Below are 17587 nucleotides of genomic sequence, written 5' to 3' on the forward strand. Positions count from 1 at the left end.
CGCGCTGGGTCGCCCCGTCAGCCGCTGTTCCTCAGTGCCGTGGCGATGGCGTTGATCGTCAGCTGGATGCCTTCGCTGATGCGCGGATCGTCTTCGCCGGCGCGGTGGCGCTTCATGAGTTCGATCTGCAGTTGATTGAGCGGCTCGATATAGGGAAGGCGCAGGCGGATGGATTCCAGCAGCGAGGGATTGGATTCCAAGAGATAGCTCTCGCCCTTGGCTTCCAGAAGGCCATCATGCGCGCGGTGCCATTCGCTTTCGATGCGGGCGAAGATCGCGTCGGCGAAATCCTTGTCCGGCACCAGATCGGCATAGCGGCGGGCCAGCGCCATGTCGGACTTCGCCAGCACCTGCTCCATATTGGCGAGCGTCGCGCGAAAGAACGGCCATTCGGCGGCCATTTCCTTCAGGAGCGCCTTGTCCTCGAACGCCGCCAGCGCGGTGCCCACACCGTACCAGCCCGGCAGCATGATGCGCGCCTGTGCCCAGCTGAACACCCAGGGGATGGCGCGCAGATCCTGAATCCGCTGGCCTTTCTTGCGGCTGGCGGGGCGCGATCCGATCTTCAGCCCGCTGATTTCGGTAATCGGCGTCGCCTGAAAGAAGAAATCGGAGAAATTGTCGGTGCCGTAGACGAGATCGCGATAGGCGGCGAAGGCGCTGTCCGACAGCGCCTGCATCCCATCGGAATAGCGCGCGCGATCGTCCAGCTTCACGCGCCGATCGCCCATCGTCGCCAGCATGGTGGCCGAAACCATCGCCTCCAGCGCGACGGCCGCATTGTCCACCGTGCCATATTTGGCGGCGATCACCTCGCCCTGTTCGGTGATGCGGATGCGGCCCTGCACGGTGCCGCGCGGCTGCGCGCGGATGGCGTGGAAGGCGCTGCCGCCGCCGCGGCCCACCGCGCCGCCACGGCCGTGGAACAGCCGCATGCCGTAGCCTGCCTCCTCGAACACCGGCGCCAGCGCGCGGCTCGCCATGTTGAGCTGCCAAGTGGAGGTGAGATAACCGCCGTCCTTGTTGGAATCGGAATAGCCGATCATCACTTCCTGCACGCCGCCCGCGCCCAACAGATTCTTGATCGGCGGCAGCGCGAAGGCGGTGCGCATGACGTCCGGCGCGTTTTCGAGGTCCGCGACCGTCTCGAACAACGGCACGGCGCGCAGCGGACAATGCGGGGTACCGTCCTCATCCACGCGGTAGAGCCCGGCTTCCTTGAGGAGCAGATACACCTCCAACATGTCCGAAGCGGTCTCGCCATGGCTGATGACGTAATTGTCCATCGCCGCGGGGCCGTAGGAGGCAAGCATGTCGGCCGCGGTGTTCAGGATCGCGAGTTCCTTTGCGGTTTCTTCCGAATGCTCGGCGGTGATCGAGGCGAGCGGGCGGTTGTGCGCCAGTTCGGCCACGAGTAGGTCGATCCGCGCCTGTTCGTCCATCGCGGCATAATCGTCGGCCACGCCGCCGGCCTTCAGAAGCTCGGCCACTACGCGTTCGTGCACGCCGCTGTCCTGGCGCATGTCCAGCGTGGCGAGGTGGAAGCCGAACACCTCCACCGTGCGGATCAGCCGGCCGAGCGCGCCGCCCGTCGCCAGCGCGCCGTCGCCGTCCGCGGACAGCGCATTGGCAAGGACGGCGAGTTCCGCGCGCAAGTCGGCAGGCGCGTCATAGGGAACGCCCGGCAGCGGGGAGGGGCGCGCGGGCGCTTCTCCGATCAGCTTGCGATAGGTGGCGGCAAGGCGCGCATAGATGCCGGAAATGACGCGGCGATAGGGCTCGTCCTCCCGGCTGGGCGCATCGTCGCCGCTCGCTTCGGCCAGATCGAGCACGGCCTGCGGCACATCCGAATATTTGCTGGAAAGCGAAAGCTCCCCGCCCAGCGCATGCACCATGTCCAGATAATGGCCGAGCGCCGCCTCCGCCGCGCCCTTGAAGGCCAGGCGCATGGTCGCCGCGTCGACATAGGGGTTGCCGTCCCGGTCCCCGCCGATCCAGCTTCCGAGCTTCAGGAATGCGGGCAGGCGCGTGCCCAGTTCCTTGTCCCAGCGCGCATAGAGCAGCGGCAGCGCCGGCAGGAACACGTCGCGCATATAGGCGCGGGCATTGTCGATCTCGTCCGCGACGAACAGGCGGCGTTCGCGAAGCGGGCGCGTCTGCCAGAGCAGCGCGACCTGACGGCGGATCGCATCTTCGACATTGTCGCCTTCCGGCGTCGTGTCGTTGCCCTTGTCGCGCAGGCGCATCAGCGTGGCGATGCGCGTCTTGTGGTCAATCACGCTCTTGCGGCGCACCTCGGTGGGGTGGGCGGTGAGCACGGGGACGACCGCTGCGCCTTCCAGCATATCGGCGACGGAAGCGCGGGTGACGCCCTGTTCCTCCAGCGCGGCGAGCGCTTCGGCCACGCTCGCCCCTTCCTCGCGCGCCACGCCCTGCCGGTCTTCGGCGAGGTTGGCGAGCAGCGAGAACAGCATGAAGCCGCGCACGAAATCCAGCGTGCCGTCCAGGTCCAGAGCGTCCAGCTCCGGCACCGCGGCGGCACCGGGCGTGGCGCTGCGGTGGCGCTCAACGCTGGCGCGGCGGATTGCCTCGGTCTTCGCGTACAGTTCTTCCCCGCCATAGCTGCGGATCACATCGCCGAGGATGCGGCCCAGGAAGCGGATGTCGGGGTTTTGCGAGATCGGGGGTAGGTCAGCCATGATGTATGTTGTGCGTTGCAGCACCGGGGGCGTCAAGGCGGAGTGGACTATTCCTCCAGCTCGATGTCCCAATACAGCCAGTCGTGCCAGCTTTCGTGCAGATAATTGGGCGGGAAACCGCGACCGCGCTCCTGCAGCTGCCAGCTGGTGGGCTTATGCGGCTTCGTGAACAATTGCATATGCGCCTCGCGCGGGGTGCGACCGCCCTTCTTCAGGTTGCACGGCAGGCAGGCGGTGGTGACATTTTCCCAGCTGGTGCCGCCGCCCTGACGGCGCGGCACGACATGATCGAAGGTCAGATTGTCCTCGCTACCGCAATATTGGCAGGCGAACTTGTCGCGCAGGAACAGGTTGAAGCGGGTGAAGGCCGGATATTCGCTGGGCTTCACATATTGGCGCAGCGCGATCACCGACGGGATTTGCATCTGGAAGCTGGGGCTATGCACCGCGCGGTCGTAACTGGCGACGATGTCCACCTTGTCGAGGAACACCGCCTTGATCGCGGTCTGCCATGGCCAGAGGCTGAGCGGATAATAGCTGAGCGGTGTGTAGTCGGCGTTGAGGATCAGCGCCGGACAGCTTTCCGGGTGGCGCAAACTGGCCGGATTATCCAGAATGTCGGGATGATACATGCCCGAACTCCCGCTCCTCCATTTCCTGAGAGCCGTGATAAGCGCAAAAAAGTGACAGGCCAATGACCTTGCGCGAAACTTCCTGCACAATCGTGCCCCCGCGCGTGGAAAAAGCTGTGGACAGCCCGGCGATAACCCGTTTCGCGCCGAGCCCCAACGGCCCGCTGCACCTTGGCCATGCCTGGTCCGCGCTCGCCTGCCACGATCTGGCGCGGGCGAGCGGCGGGCGCTTTCTGGTGCGGATCGAAGATATCGACGGCACGCGCAGCCGCGCCGAACATATCGACGGCGCGCTGGCCGATCTGGCCTGGCTGGGGCTGGAGCCGGACGAGCTGCCGCTGCGGCAGTCGGCGCGCATTCCGGCCTACCGCGCGGCGTTCGAGAGTTTGTGCGAGCGGGGCTTCGCCTATCGCTGCTGGTGCACGCGCAGGGAAATCGCCGAGGCGCTGCGCCATAGCCCGGTGCGGCACGGGCCGGACGGCCCCGCTTATCCCGGCACCTGCCGCCATGCCGCGCGGGGGGAGCACGACATTGACATTCCGCACAGCTGGCGTCTCGACATGGCGGCGGCAGTGGAGGCGGCGGGGCCGCTCGGCTGGCGCGATCTGATGCGCGGCGAGGTGGCGGCCGATCCGGGGCGCTTCGGCGATATCGTCTTGTGGCGCAAGGATGCGCCCGCGAGCTATCATCTCGCCGCGACGGTGGACGACGCCGCGCAAGGCATCGGCCCGGTGGTGCGCGGGATGGACCTGTTCGATTACACCGACATCCATGTGTTGCTGCAAGCGCTGCTCGGCCTGCCGCAGCCGCTCTACTGGCATCACGAGTTGCTGCTGGGGCCGGACGGCGAGAAGCTGGCGAAATCGAAGGACGCCCCGGCGCTGGCCGATCGGCGCGCGGCGGGTGAGGACGGGCGCGCATTGGCGGATGAATTGCGACGCGGCTGCTTTCCTGCTGGCATTTCGCTCAGCAATTCCTAGGTTGGGTACATGGGTGCCATTCTCGTCATCGGAATCATCATCGCAGCATGCCTTGTGCTGGCAGCGCTCGTGCGCGGGCTCGGCGCGTTTGCCAATGTACGGCCGGAAGACCGCGACCTGGACGGCACGCCCAAATCGGCGAACATGCAGAACAGGATGATGTTCGCGCGCGTGAAATGGCAGGCAATCGCGATCGTATTGGTCGCGCTGCTGCTGATTTTCAGCCAGGCCAAATAAGCCCCCTTGGTCAAGCTCAACAAGATCTACACTCGCACGGGCGATGACGGCAGCACCGGCCTTGTCGATGGCTCGCGCCTGTCCAAAAGCGATCCGCGCATGGAGGCGATCGGCGATGTTGACGAGGCGAACAGCGCCATCGGCGTAGCGATCTCCGCCTTTGATGGTGCGGACACCGCGGGGCTTATGGCCAGTCTTTCGCGCATCCAGAACGATCTGTTCGATTTGGGCGCCGACATTGCGACGCCGGGCACGGATTTCGAGCCGTCCGAGATGGAACTGCGCGTCGTGGCGTCGCAGACCGCCTGGCTGGAAGATGAGATCGACCGGCTGAACGAAGCGCTCGAGCCGTTGACGAGCTTCATCCTGCCGGGCGGCAGCGCCTTTGCCGCAGGGCTGCATCTGGCCCGCGCGATCACCCGCCGCGCCGAACGGGCGATGGTCGGCGCGCACCGTATCCACGGCCTCAACCCGGAAGCGCTACGCTACATCAACCGCCTGTCGGACTATCTCTTCACCGCCGCGCGCCGCGCGAATGCGGTCGGCGATGGCGGAACCGGAGCGGGCGATGTGCTTTGGAAACCCGGAGCGTCGCGCTAGAAACCCCGGCAAGGTTGATCTGTGTTGAGGACGTCCCTTCCGATCACGGCCAGAAGAAAGGCCCAGCCATGTCGACCCAGCCGAACTCCATTCCGCATGACGATGCTTTGCTGCGCGATTTCCGCGCGACGCGAGAGCTGACGCTGGCGCTGGCCGCGCCGCTGTCGGATGCCGACGCTACCGTCCAGTCGATGGAAGACGCCTCGCCCTCCAAATGGCACATGGCGCACACCAGCTGGTTTTTCGAAACCTTCGTGCTGCGCGATTTCGTTGACGGCTATGAGCCGTTCGACGAGCAATTCGCGTTCCTTTTCAACAGCTATTATGAAGCCGAAGGGGAGCGGCATGAGCGTTGCCACCGCGGCATGATCACGCGGCCTTCGCTGGATCAGGTTCGCGATTACCGCGCGCATGTGGACGCGGCAATCGGCGAGCATTTCTATGCGTTGCCGGACGAGGCGCTGACCTTGGTGGAGCTTGGCATCCATCATGAGCAACAGCATCAGGAGCTGTTCCAAACGGACATTCTGCACCTGTTTTCGCGCAACCCCACCGCACCTGCGCTTTGGCCCGCGCCGCGGCGGCTGCACGAAGCGCCTGCGCCCGAACTGCGCTGGATCGAGGGGCGCAGCGGGGTGGTCGATCTCGGCCATGATGGCGGCGGCTTCGCCTATGATTGCGAAGGGCCGCGTCATCAGGCGCTGCTGACCCCCCATGCGCTCGCCAGCCGCTGCGTCACCAACGGTGAATGGAAGGCGTTCATCGCCGACGGCGGCTATTCCGATCCGATGCTGTGGCTTTCGGACGGCTGGGCCTGGGTGCAGGCGGAGGGCATTGCCGCGCCGCTTTACTGGCGCCAAGACGATGAGGGGCGTTGGCACCAATTCGGTCTCGACGGGCTGCAGCCGGTCGATGATGCCGCGCCGGTCTGCCATATCAGCCTGTATGAGGCGGACGCCTATGCCAGCTGGGCAGGCGCGCGCTTGCCGACCGAAGCGGAATGGGAAAGCGCTGCGCAGCAGCTCGATGCGAGCGGCGGCAACCAGCTCGATGAGGCGGGCGGCATCCGCCCCGCCCCGGCCAAAGGCGGCGATGGGCCGTCCCAGATGTTCGGCGATGTGTGGGAATGGACGGGCAGCGCCTTTCGCCCCTATCCCGGCTTCAAGCCGGCCGAGGGCGCGGTAGGCGAATATAACGGCAAGTTCATGAGCGGGCAGTTCGTCCTGAAGGGCGGCAGCTGTGCCAGCCCGCGCGGCCATGTGCGCGCCTGCTATCGCAACTTCTTCTATCCGCACCAGCGCTGGCAGTTCACCGGGCTGCGGCTGGCCAAAGATCTCTAAGATTTCCAGACTAAGATTTTCAGAGAGGGGCACTTCATGACTGATTCCGACGCCGGCACTACCGGCGCCCTCGACAGCGCCTTCCGCGCGGACGTTCTGCGCGGCCTCCAGTCCCATCCGCGCGCCATCCCCGCGCGCTGGCTGTACGATCACGCTGGCTCCGGATTGTTCGAAGATATCACCGACCTGCCGGAATATTACCCCACCCGTACCGAACGCGGGCTCTTGGAGGCGCATTGCCCCGAAGTGGCCGAGATTGCGGGCACCGGCCATGCGGTGGTCGAATTCGGATCGGGCAGTTCGGTCAAGACGCCGATCCTGCTGCGCGCCGTGAAGCCGGCGGTCTATGTGCCGATCGACATCAGCGGTGAATTTCTGCGCGAAAGCAACGCCGTGCTCGCCAAGGACTTTCCCGATCTCGACATCTCTCCGGTAGAGGCGGACTTCATGCACCCGGTGGAGATGCCGGAAGCAGCGCAGAAACTGCCGCGCATCGGCTTTTTCCCCGGCTCCACCATCGGCAATATGGTGCCGCGAACGGGCGTGGATCTGCTGCGCCGGATGCGCGAAAATCTGGGTGAAGGCGCGCTGCTCTTGATCGGCATGGACCGGGTGAAGGATGAGGAAATCCTGGTGCCCGCTTATGACGACAGCGCAGGGGTGACGGCGGATTTCAACCTGAACCTGATCGATCGGATCAACCGGGAAATCGGCGGCGATATGCCACGCGAGAAATTCCGCCACCGCGCCGTCTGGAACGCCAGCCACTCGCGGATCGAAATGCATATCGAGGCGCTGGAGCCGGTCGACTTCACCGTCGGCGGTGAGCGCTTTCATATGGAAGCGGGCGAAACCATCCATACCGAGAACAGCCACAAATTCGCACCGCGCGACCAGCGCCTGCTGCTGCGCGCCGCCGGGTGGGAGCCGATCCGCGAATGGACCGACGAAAAGGGCTGGTTCTCGCTAATTCTCGCCGAAGCGACACCGCAGCGCTTCGCGCCATGACACCGGCCTGACCTCCCCCGCCCCTTGAAAGCGGCTTCTACCTGCCTGATATAATACCCCCATAGGGTATCAACAGGAACCGTGATGGCCGATTATCGTCAGTCCAGCATCAACCGCCTGCGCCGGATCGAGGGGCAGGTGCGCGGTCTTGCGCAGATGATCGAGGACGATCGCTATTGCATCGACATCCTGCACCAGCTGCAGGCGGTGAAATCCGCGCTCGCCAAGGTGGAGAGCCAGGTTCTGAAAAGTCATGCCGCGCATTGCGTGGCCGACGCCATCCGTTCCGGCGATGCCGAAGACCAGAAGGCGAAGTTCGGCGAGCTAGTCGAACTGTTCGAAAAGGTGAAGCGATGAGCACGAAGACCGCCACCCTCTACCGCATGGTGATGGACAAGCATGTCTGCCCCTATGGCCTGCGATCCAAACATCTGTTGGAGAGCCACGGCTATACGGTGGAAGACCATCATCTGACGACGCGCGAGGAAACCGACGCGTTCAAGGCGAAACATGACGTCAAGACGACGCCGCAGACCTTTATCGATGGAAAGCGGATCGGCGGGAACGACGATCTCCGGCGTTTTTTCGGCAAGTCCGTCGCCGATCCCGATGCCACCAGCTACAAGCCGGTTATCGCGATCTTCTCGGTCGCCGCGCTCCTGGCCCTGTCGATCGGTTACGCACTGACCGGCGCGTTCGTTTCCCTGCGCGCGGCCGAACTGTTCATCGCCATCTCGATGTGTTTCCTTGCCGTACAGAAGCTGCAGGACGTGCGCAGCTTCGCCACCATGTTTCTGGGCTATGATCTGCTGGCGCAGCGCTGGGTGCCTTATGCCACGATCTACCCCTTTGCCGAGGCACTGGCGGGCATTCTGATGGCGGGCCGTATTCTCGATATCGTCTCGATCCCCGTGGCGCTGTTCATCGGCGGCGTGGGCGCGGTGTCGGTGTTCTACGCGGTCTATGTGCAGAAGCGGGAGCTGAAATGCGCCTGCGTGGGTGGCGGCTCCAACGTTCCGCTGGGCTTCGTCTCGCTCACCGAAAATGTGATGATGGTGGCAATGGCGCTGTGGATGCTGTTCAACTGATCGAAGGGCAAGGGTGATGGCCGATTTTCCCGCCTGGCTGCATGACGTCGCCGTCATTTCACTGATCCTGGCGGGGGTCTGTGCGATCACCATTGCACTGGACGAGCGGCGGCGACCGCAGAAGATGAAGATCATGTATCTCGTCTGGCCGCTTACCGCCCTGTTCGGCAGCGTGATCTGGCTGGCGGCCTATTATCACTACGGCCGCGGCCCGGCGCCCGGCGAGGAACTGGGCGATCCGCCCTTTCCGGCAAAAGTGCTGAAGGGTGCCAGCCATTGCGGCGCAGGCTGCACGCTGGGCGATATCATTGCAGAATGGACAGTTTTCGCCGTGCCCGTGATCGCCACTTGGTTCGGCTACGGCACGCTGTTTCAGGAAAAGATGTTCGCCGTCTGGATTCCGGATTTCATCCTGGCTTTCGGCATCGGCATCGTCTTTCAATATTTCTCGATCAAGCCGATGCGCGATCTTTCGCCCGGCGAGGCGGTTAAGCAGGCGCTGAAGGCGGATTTCGCCTCGATCACGTCCTGGCAGGTCGGCATGTACGGCATGATGGCGGTGGTGCAGTTGGCCATCTATCGCCCGCTCTTCGGCGCGGTGGCCGAGGTGAACACACCGGAATTCTGGTTCGGCATGCAGATAGCCATGCTCGCGGGGTTCTCTACCGCCTATCCGATGAACTGGTTCCTCATTCGCATCGGCGTGAAGGAAGCGATGTAACTCTATATCCCGGCGCAGTGAAGCGTGCTAGCGTGCCTGTGTTGTAGCGGGGCTGTGCCCTAACAGGAGAGCGTCATGACCGAGATCATTCTTGCAGTCGGCTGGGCGCTTGTCCTTGCGGTGGTCGGCGGGCTGCTGACCGAAGTGGGCCCCTGGTATCGCAACCTCGAAAAGCCCAGCTTCCAGCCGCCGGACTGGCTGTTCGGGCCGGGCTGGACGGTGATCCTGGGCTTGGCCGCCTGGGCCGGCGTGATCGCTTGGCGCGCGGACACAAGCGGGGGTGCGCATCTCGCCATCGCCGGGCTGTTCTTGGTCAACGGCGTGCTCCACATCCTCTGGTCGCCCCTATTCTTCAAGGTGAAGCGGCCGGATTGGGCGCTGATCGAGGTGGTGCCGCTGTGGCTGTCCGTCCTCGCGCTGATGATCGGACTATGGAGCTATGCGCCGCTCGCGGGCTGGCTGATCGTACCCTATCTGGCTTGGGTAACCTTTGCGAGCATGTTGAACCTGGCCGTCGTGCGGCTGAACGGGCCGTTCGGAAGGCCTGCCCACGGCTAAGTTCAGGCGGGCTGCTCGCCCGCAGTCCGTTTGCGGCCGAGCCGCGCAGCCAGCGCATTGCCGATATTGGCGAAGAACAGCCGCGCATGCGCCTTGTGCTGCGCCTTCACCATGCGCTTGTTCATATAAGCGTCCCAAGTGAGCCGCTGCACATCGGGATCACGGCACATGGCGACGAAGCGCTCGCGTAGCCAATCGTTGCGATACCAGAGCGCCTGCAGCCAGCCGAGCACGCGGAACACGCGGCCATGTTCGGCCAGGAAGGCGGTGCGGGCACCGGCGAGCGCCCGGGCGTCACCCGTATCGAGCGCGCTGGCGACTGCCGCGGCGCCGATCGCCCCGCTCGTCATCGCGTAATAGATGCCCTCGCCCGAAGCGGGGGCGACCACGCCCGCGGCATCGCCGATCAGAAGGACATTGCGGCGGTTGTCCCAGCGCTTGCGCGGTTTGAGCGGGATAGGCGCGCCTTCGCAGCGCACCGTCCTGCAAGCGTCGAGCCCCGTTTCCTTGCGCAATTGCTCCACCGAGCCGCGCAGCGAAAAGCCCTTGCGCGCGCTGCCGACGCCGATGCTGCTATGCGGCCCGTGCGGGAAAATCCAGGCATAGAAATCGGGCGACAGTTCGCCGCGGTAGATCACGTCGCATTGCTTGGGATCGAACACGTCGGACGCTTCCTTCGGGGAATCGACGATCTCATGATAGGCGAAGACGGACTTGGTGCGCTCATGCGGCAGCGCTTGTTTGGCGACTTCCGAATTGGCCCCGTCCGCACCGATTAGCATCGCGGTGCTGACGCGGATATCCTCACCTCCGCGGCTTTCGCGATAGATAACATCGACGCCGCCATCCGCACGCTGTTCGAGCGAGGCGAAGCGGCCCGTGCGCCGTTCGGCCCCGGCTTCGGCAGCGCGGACGCGCAGGAATTCGTCGAAATCGTCGCGGTCCACCATGCCGACATAGCCGCCCTCGATCGGCATGGTGACCGATTTGCCCGAGGGTGCGACGGCGCGCGCGGCGTTGATACGCGCCTTGATCTGCGCGTCCGGAATGGCGAAGTCGCGGATCAGGCGCGGGGGTACAGCGCCGCCGCACGGCTTGATGCGTCCGGCCCGGTCCAGCAGCATGACGCGGCGGCCTTCGCGCGCCAGATCATAAGCCGCGGTGGCTCCGGCAGGCCCGCCGCCCACCACGATCACATCGAAATCTTGCATCATCCGTCCTCCTCCTACTCCGCCGGTTCTAGTGCGTAGGCCCCTGGCGACACCGATCGATCCGCCTGCGCGAAGCGGCCCATCAGCGCGGCTGCACCCACGAACAGCGCCCCCTCGATCAGGAAAATGCTGGCATAGGCGGGCACCGCCGATCCGATGACGAGCCGCGCGCCGTCCACCGCCAGCGTGCCGATGAAGCCGCCGCTGCCGAAGGCTACGGCCTGCGCCGCGCCCCATACGCCCATGCGCACGCCCGCGCTGCCGCGCTTGCCCGCCAGCGTCATCATCAGTCCGATCGCAGCGATGGCGAACACCCCGTTGGAAAAGCCCAAGGCAATGATGGCGGGCCGGATCAGCGGCTCGATATGCATCGATCCGGTTATTGCGATCGCCGCGAGCGAGGCACCGGACATCACGCAGCCCGCCAGCGTGATCATCCGCATGCCGTTCACGCTGTCGCCGCCCAGGCGCTTGCCGAGCAGCGCCACTGCCAGCATGCCGGCCAGCACCCCGCCATTCTGGAGCGAAGTGATCGCGGTGGTTTGCGCGGGTGTGAAGCCGAAGACGATGCCCGCAAAAGGCTCCAGAATCAGGTCCTGCGCGCTGTAGGCGAGCATGGAGACCAGGATGAAGATGGCAAAGCGCCGCGCGGTGCCGTCGGCCCAGACGGTGCGCAGCGCCTGGGCGAAGGGCGCGCGCTGTTCCGCCGGGCGGGGCGGGGCCTGATCTTCCAGCCCGCGCACCGCGAGTACCGTTACCAGGAAAGCTACGATGCTGACGCCCGCGCTCAAGCCGATCAACCGCGCGAAGCTGAATGGAGAAATCGCGATGCTCGCCACGATGGTGGTGGCGATGAAGCCTGCGATCATCATGATCCATACGGTTGCCGCTGCGGCGGGGCGACGCTCGGGCGAAACACCGTCCGCCAGCAGGGTAAGGAGCGCGGTGCCCGAGGCCCCGACCCCGATGCCGATCATCACGAAAGCAAGGACGGCAAGCGCGATGCCGGCGGCCAATTGGCCCCCCATCACGTCGGTGGCGACAGCGGCTAGCACGCCGCCCGCCGCGAGCAGGCCCATGCCGCCGATAATCCAGGGCGTGCGCCGGCGGGACAGATCGGCGCCGTGGCCCCAGCGCGGACGCAGCATCTGAAGGGCGTAATGCAGGCCTACGAGCACACCGGGGATGCTGGCGGCGAGGCCGAGTTCGATCACCATGACGCGGTTCAGCGTGGAGGTTGTCAGTACCACGATCGCGCCGATCGCTGCTTGGATGAGACCGATCCGCGCAATCGCGAACCAGCCGAAGCCGGGGGTTTCCGCCGTATCGGTCACAAGCTTGCGCGCACGGCGAAGGCGGCGACCATCATGCCGGCAACATATAGCACGACGCCTGTGCCGTTATACCACGGGGCAAAGCGCACCGGATCGCGCACCAGCCGCCGCATCAGCGCGAGCTGGCCGAGCGCGAGCAGCAGGATCGCGCCGCCGCGCACCGGCATCGCTTCGGCAAACAAGAGTGCAGCGACGATCAGTTGCGGCACCAGCATGACCGCGCAGGCGAGACGTACCGCCCGGTCCACACCCATGGTGACGGGCAGGGAGGCGATGCCCATTTCGCGGTCGCCCTCCACCGCCTTGAAATCGTTCAGCGTCATGATGCCGTGCGCGCCGATGGAATAAAGGACCGCGAAAAGCACCAGCATCGGGCGGCCCATCGCCGCGCCGCCGCCGATGACCAGTGACCCGGTGATCCACGCCAAGCCTTCATAGGAAAGCCCGGTGAGCCCCGCGCCCCACCAGCCGCTGGTCTTCAACCGAAGCGGCGGCGCGCTATAGGCCCAGCCGGACAGCAGTGCGAGGGCCGCGGCGGCAAGCACCAACGGGCCCAGGAGTGCGGCATAGCCGAGCGAGACCAGCGTTGCGCCGACCGCCACGTAAAAGCCGGTTCGGCCCGGCAGGCGGCCCGAGGGGATGGGGCGTTCGGGCTGGTTGATCGCATCGACATGCCGATCGCACCAGTCGTTCATGGCTTGGCTGGCGCCGCATACCAGGGGGCCGGCCAGCAGCACGCCCGCCAGCATCATCGCATAAGGGAAGGGCGCGCCGGGATCGCTGGCGGCAACCGCGCCGCAGGCAAAGGCCCACATCGGCGCGAACCAGGTAACAGGCTTCAGGATTTCCAGGATGGCACCCGCGCTTGGCGATCCGCCGGTGGGCGATGCCTTCACGGCAAGAGGCCGAGTCTTCTCCATCGCGGAGGAAGGTATACCCCGTCAGTCCATCTGTCTATTTGTTTAGACAGTGGATTCTGTCAGGCGCTGCCGTTCTCATCGTCGTCCCCGCCGATCCCGTAACGCGCCAGCTTGGCATAGAGGCTCTGGCGGCTGATGCCGAGCATTTCGCTGGCCGCCGCGCGATTGTTCTCCGTCATGCCGAGCGCGGTTTCAATACACAGACGTTCGATCACGTCGGTAGTGTCGCGGACGATTTCCTTGAGCGATACCCGGCCCACCACTTCGGTCACCCGCTCGGCAAAGCCCGCTCCTTCCTGCGCGCCGATCGTGGCGGCGCGTCCGCTTCTGTCCGCAACGCGAACGAAGAAGCCGAAGCACTCCTGGTCGCGGCCGTTCAGGCGCACGGCATCGATATCGATCTCCGTGGCCGCGCCGAACGCGCCCGTCAGCACGGTCGCGAAGTTGCGCACCGCATTCTGATCGCGCAACGCACCGACCAGAATGTCGGTGTCCACACCATTGCGACCGATGAACCGCTCAAGAGGCTGGCTCAACGCATTTTCTTCAACGCTGAGCTGGGCCAGATCGATAAAGGCGCGGTTGACGTGCAAGATCCGAAGCTGTGCGTTCGTCACCACCATGGCGTGCGGAAGATGCGCAAACAGGGCGTGCGTACTGCACGTCGCGTCGAATGCCTCGCGGCGTTCGGCGTCGTCCATCAAGCGGACGAGCAGCCGTGAGGCGTGCTCATATCGGAACAAGGCGACCTGGAAGACTTGCTCTCCGCCGCCGCGCAAACGGGCGGAAAAACTGCCGATGCGGCCGGTGGCCATGGCAAGATCGAGCGCCTTGCGGACCGTATCGACATCCTCGCGGTCGATCAGCGATAGGAATGGCTGCCCGTTTGCATTGCGGCTCGCGCTGGCCAAGCGTTCTGCTGCGACATGGTTCAGATCCAGAACCCTCAGATCGTCGCCGTCCACCGTCAGCACGGCCAGATCGGACAAGGCCAGCATGGTCTGGAAGCGCAGATCAGCCTGACGCAGGCGCGCATGATTCTGCTCCAGCTCGCGCTGTGCTTCGATAAAGCGGCGCTGCATCACCGCGCCCTGCCGCTCGTCCCGCCCAACCGCGAGCATGCGCCCCCGGCCAAGTCCAAAGGTCTGCATGCTGATCGGTACGTCGCTGCCCCCCTGAACAGGAAAGTTCAGGTGCCTCCAGCGGCCATCCTGACTGCCATTGGCCAGCAATTCTTCGATCTTACCGCGCGATTCGGTGGTGACCAGATCGATCAAAGACTTACCGATCAGGGGGCCAAGTCCTGCGTTGATCAAGTTGCTCGTGCCATAAGACACGTCGCGGATCACGCCGTCCTCGCTGCCAAGGACCATGGCGATATCCGAAACGCGCCCCATGATGCGCGCGAAAAGATCAGCCGAAACCTGGCTGAAGCTTTCCTCCGGATTTTCAAAATTACGGTTCATAACGCACCCGTTTCGGTTGTCACTCCGGCCCCTGTCAACCAGCGCTGACAGGAATAGGCTTAACAATGGCTATATAGCTACATTGGCACAAATGGGGCGAGGCGCTGAACCAGGCCGAGGCCATCGGCCGCCCAGAGATCTGCGCCGAGAGTGCCCGCAATTGCCGGATCAGCGATGATCATCGGTCCGCCAACCATCACTTTCAGCAGTTTGTTGCGCGACCGGCGCCGGATGTTGCCGATCAGCTGGGTGAGCGGAGAGATGGCCCGTTCATGGCCGACGGAGAAGCCGATGCAATCATAATGGCGCGCGCCCAGATGATCGATCAGCCGGTCATCCCCGGCGTTCAGCTCCGCCGAGACGTCCCAGCCCGCGCGGCGCAAATAATAACCCACCATCGCTAGGCCGAAGCTGTGTTGATCGCCCGGTGCCGGGGCCAGGAAAACCCGGCCGCCATGACGCGGCTCGGCGTCGGGTTCGCCGCCGAAAGGCTCCAGCGCAATCAGCATCATGGTGAGGCGGTGCATGCCGATGGTAACATCGTGGAAGGAGCAGCTGTCCTCCAGCCACATGTCGCCCAGGCGGCGCGCGATCGCGGTGAGGTGATCGAGCGTTTCGTCAGGCGTGGCGATGCCATAAGCGCTTAGGATTTCGGCAAATTCCGCCCGGTCGAACGCGAAGCCCGCCACCGCGTCGGCGCAGATCTGAACAAAGGCCTCATAACGCTCGGCATCGCTCATGTCGGGCAGAAGACGGAAATTGGGCAGCGCATTGCTACCGGAATGAAGGCAGTGGCCCGGGCGCTCGCCTGGTTCGCCGTCCTCGGAGGCCCTTTGATAGAGCGCCTCGACATCGGTGCGATCGTGCAGCCTTTGGGCCATCTGCGCCTCCCTGCGATCGACCGGCGCCAGGACGCGTCGAGTCGTTGTCGCTGCGGCGACAGTAAACAGCAAGTTGAGCTGTTTGCCAAGAGCAGAACTGTCAATCTGGCTTAACGTCAGATTTGGTTGACATGCAGCCCCACGCTCTTATCCTGAACCATGCTGAATCGAGGTTCGCAAATGATGTCCATCAACGCCCAGCGCCCGCCGCTTTACACTGCCGAGCAACGGCGCCGCCGGGATGCCAGCAAGTGGACGCTGGTTCAGGGCGTGCTGGCGCCGGTTCAGTTCCTTGCGTTTCTGATCAGCCTCGCGCTGGTGCTCTACACCCTGGCGACGGGTGAGGGCTATGTCGCGGCAACCGCCTCGGTCGTCATCAAGACGCTCATTCTTTACGCCATCATGATCACCGGAGCGATCTGGGAGAAGCATGTCTTCGGCCGCTGGCTGTTCGCCCCCGCCTTCTGGTGGGAAGATGCGGTCAGCATTCTCGTCCTCGCCCTCCACACGCTTTATATTGCGGCGCTGGTCACCGGCGCGCTGGCTTCGCAAGCATTGCTGCTCTTGGCTCTGGCGGCCTACGCCACCTATTGCGTGAATGCCGCGCAATATGTCTGGAAATTCCGGCTCGCGCGCCTCTCGACGCCTGAGCCGGCTGCGGTGACGGCATGAGCGGCACCGACGTCCTTCGCGATCCCGGCCAGCGCGCGGTTTTCTGCGGGCTCACCGGCATCGTCTGGCTGCACCGCAAGATCGAGGATGCATTCTTTCTTGTGGTCGGCAGCCGAACCTGCGCGCATCTGATCCAGTCGGCCGCGGGCGTGATGATCTTTGCCGAGCCACGCTTCGCCACCGCGATCATCGAGGAACGCGATCTCGCCGGCATGGCAGATGCGAATGAGGAGCTGGACCGCGTGGTCGACCGGCTGCTGGAGCGCCGCCCGGAAATCAAGCTGCTGTTCCTGGTCGGCTCCTGCCCGTCGGAAGTGATCAAGCTGGATCTGTCGCGCGCCGCGCTGCGTCTTTCGACCAAGCATCAGGGCCGCGCCCGCGTGCTCAATTATTCGGGCAGCGGGATCGAGACGACCTTCACGCAAGGGGAGGACGCCTGCCTCGCCAGCATCGTGCCCGAACTTCCCGCAGATAAGAGCGATGCGCCTTCGCTGATCGTGGCCGGCGCGCTCGCCGACGTTGTCGAGGACCAGTTTGCCCGGCTGTTCGCGCAGATCGGGATCGAGAAGGTAGCTTTTGTCCCCGCGCGCGCCGCTGCGCTGGAAACGCCGGTAGGGCCGAACACGCGCTTCCTGCTGGCACAGCCATTCCTGACCGAGACCGCGAGGGCTCTCGAATCGCGCGGCGCGGCCCAAATTGCCGCTCCCTTCCCGCTGGGGGCGGAGGGCACGGCAGCATGGTTCCATGCCGCCGCGGCCGCCTTCTGCATCAAGCCCGATGTTGTGGACGCAGCCATCGAACTGCCGCGCGCCCGCGCCGTCAAAGCGCTCGCACGCTATCGCGCGGAGCTTGCCGGAAAATCCCTGTGGTTCTTTGCCGATTCGCAGCTGGAGGTGCCGCTGGCGCGCTTCCTCTCGCGTGAATGCGGTATGCGGCCCGCCGAAGTGGCGACGCCCTATCTCAACCAGCGGCTGCTTGCGGCGGAGTTGGAACTGCTCGGCGATGTGCCGGTGCATGAAGCACCCGATCTGGAACGGCAGCTCGACCGCGCCAAGGCGGCGCGGCCCGACATCACCGTCTGCGGCCTCGGCCTTGCCAACCCGCTCGAAGCGCTCGGCCTCACCACCAAATGGTCGATCGAGCTGGTCTTCTCGCCCATCCACGGCTTCGAACAGGCGGGCGATCTGGCCGAACTGTTCGCCCGCCCCCTGGACCGCGCCATGCGGCTGGCGGTGTAGCG

Annotated in this window: 18 protein-coding genes; 11 read left to right on the top strand and 7 right to left on the bottom strand. The window is 64.8% G+C overall.

Annotated features, from left to right (window positions below; translation table 11 throughout):
- Window positions 1-17: 17 nt before the first annotated feature.
- Window positions 18-2699, bottom strand: coding sequence for a phosphoenolpyruvate carboxylase (gene ppc / locus I6A82_RS03365; RefSeq protein ID WP_198093725.1), 2682 nt, complete (start codon window positions 2697-2699; stop codon window positions 18-20).
- A 47-nt stretch (window positions 2700-2746) separates the two neighbouring features.
- Complete coding sequence (locus I6A82_RS03370) at window positions 2747-3331, bottom strand: HNH endonuclease (protein ID WP_198093726.1); 585 nt, start codon at window positions 3329-3331, stop codon at window positions 2747-2749.
- 62 nt (window positions 3332-3393) lie between these two features.
- Here I6A82_RS03370 and gluQRS point away from each other — a divergent pair, with 62 nt between their 5' ends.
- The 9 genes from gluQRS to I6A82_RS03415 all read left to right on the top strand — a co-directional run bounded on the left by gluQRS (window position 3394) and on the right by I6A82_RS03415 (window position 9863).
- A complete protein-coding gene (gene gluQRS / locus I6A82_RS03375; protein WP_198093727.1) occupies window positions 3394-4311 on the top strand; it encodes a tRNA glutamyl-Q(34) synthetase GluQRS in 918 nt (305 codons plus the stop codon).
- A gap of 9 nt (window positions 4312-4320) precedes the next feature.
- Window positions 4321-4548: an HIG1 domain-containing protein gene (locus I6A82_RS03380; protein WP_187335058.1), complete on the top strand. Its 228-nt coding sequence runs from the start codon at window positions 4321-4323 to the stop codon at window positions 4546-4548.
- A 6-nt stretch (window positions 4549-4554) separates the two neighbouring features.
- Window positions 4555-5148, top strand: a complete 594-nt coding sequence (locus I6A82_RS03385) for a cob(I)yrinic acid a,c-diamide adenosyltransferase (protein WP_198093728.1) — start codon at window positions 4555-4557, stop codon at window positions 5146-5148.
- A gap of 68 nt (window positions 5149-5216) precedes the next feature.
- A complete protein-coding gene (egtB, locus tag I6A82_RS03390; protein WP_198093729.1) occupies window positions 5217-6488 on the top strand; it encodes an ergothioneine biosynthesis protein EgtB in 1272 nt (423 codons plus the stop codon).
- Window positions 6489-6524: 36 nt separating this feature from the next.
- Window positions 6525-7496, top strand: a complete 972-nt coding sequence (gene egtD, locus I6A82_RS03395; RefSeq protein ID WP_198093730.1) for an L-histidine N(alpha)-methyltransferase — start codon at window positions 6525-6527, stop codon at window positions 7494-7496.
- 84 nt (window positions 7497-7580) lie between these two features.
- Window positions 7581-7853: a metal-sensitive transcriptional regulator gene (locus I6A82_RS03400; protein WP_198093731.1), complete on the top strand. Its 273-nt coding sequence runs from the start codon at window positions 7581-7583 to the stop codon at window positions 7851-7853.
- Window positions 7850-8584, top strand: a complete 735-nt coding sequence (locus I6A82_RS03405) for a MauE/DoxX family redox-associated membrane protein (RefSeq protein ID WP_198093732.1) — start codon at window positions 7850-7852, stop codon at window positions 8582-8584. Before I6A82_RS03400 ends, I6A82_RS03405 begins: the two co-directional genes overlap by 4 nt.
- Before the next feature lie 16 nt (window positions 8585-8600).
- Entirely contained in the window at window positions 8601-9305 is a 705-nt protein-coding gene (locus I6A82_RS03410; protein ID WP_198093733.1) for a DUF4396 domain-containing protein, read from the top strand.
- A gap of 75 nt (window positions 9306-9380) precedes the next feature.
- The gene (locus I6A82_RS03415; RefSeq protein WP_198093734.1) at window positions 9381-9863 is read left to right on the top strand and encodes a TspO/MBR family protein; all 483 of its coding nucleotides are present in this window, start codon (window positions 9381-9383) and stop codon (window positions 9861-9863) included.
- Between the two features lie 2 nt (window positions 9864-9865).
- Here the strand turns inward: I6A82_RS03415 and I6A82_RS03420 are convergent, their stop codons facing one another.
- The 5 genes from I6A82_RS03420 to I6A82_RS03440 all read right to left on the bottom strand — a co-directional run bounded on the left by I6A82_RS03420 (window position 9866) and on the right by I6A82_RS03440 (window position 15675).
- Window positions 9866-11077: a geranylgeranyl diphosphate reductase gene (locus tag I6A82_RS03420; protein WP_198093735.1), complete on the bottom strand. Its 1212-nt coding sequence runs from the start codon at window positions 11075-11077 to the stop codon at window positions 9866-9868.
- Between the two features lie 11 nt (window positions 11078-11088).
- Window positions 11089-12408 carry a BCD family MFS transporter gene (locus I6A82_RS03425; protein ID WP_198093736.1) on the bottom strand — a complete coding sequence of 440 codons (1320 nt, stop codon included), beginning with the start codon at window positions 12406-12408 and terminating at the stop codon, window positions 11089-11091.
- Window positions 12405-13304, bottom strand: a complete 900-nt coding sequence (gene chlG, locus I6A82_RS03430; protein WP_332310927.1) for a chlorophyll synthase ChlG — start codon at window positions 13302-13304, stop codon at window positions 12405-12407. The genes I6A82_RS03425 and chlG overlap by 4 nt, the downstream gene beginning before the upstream one ends.
- Window positions 13305-13387: 83 nt before the next feature.
- The gene (ppsR, locus tag I6A82_RS03435; protein ID WP_198093738.1) at window positions 13388-14794 is read right to left on the bottom strand and encodes a transcriptional regulator PpsR; all 1407 of its coding nucleotides are present in this window, start codon (window positions 14792-14794) and stop codon (window positions 13388-13390) included.
- A 77-nt stretch (window positions 14795-14871) separates the two neighbouring features.
- A complete protein-coding gene (locus tag I6A82_RS03440) occupies window positions 14872-15675 on the bottom strand; it encodes a cobalamin B12-binding domain-containing protein (protein ID WP_198093739.1) in 804 nt (267 codons plus the stop codon).
- A gap of 180 nt (window positions 15676-15855) precedes the next feature.
- Between I6A82_RS03440 and bchF the strand changes: the two genes are divergently transcribed.
- Both bchF and I6A82_RS03450 read left to right on the top strand, forming a co-directional pair.
- Complete coding sequence (gene bchF, locus I6A82_RS03445; protein WP_198093740.1) at window positions 15856-16347, top strand: 2-vinyl bacteriochlorophyllide hydratase; 492 nt, start codon at window positions 15856-15858, stop codon at window positions 16345-16347.
- Window positions 16344-17585, top strand: coding sequence for a ferredoxin:protochlorophyllide reductase (ATP-dependent) subunit N (locus I6A82_RS03450; protein WP_198093741.1), 1242 nt, complete (start codon window positions 16344-16346; stop codon window positions 17583-17585). Before bchF ends, I6A82_RS03450 begins: the two co-directional genes overlap by 4 nt.
- Window positions 17586-17587 lie beyond the last annotated feature (2 nt).

Source organism: Novosphingopyxis sp. YJ-S2-01 (assembly GCF_016093175.1).
Lineage (GTDB): Bacteria > Pseudomonadota > Alphaproteobacteria > Sphingomonadales > Sphingomonadaceae > Novosphingopyxis > Novosphingopyxis iocasae.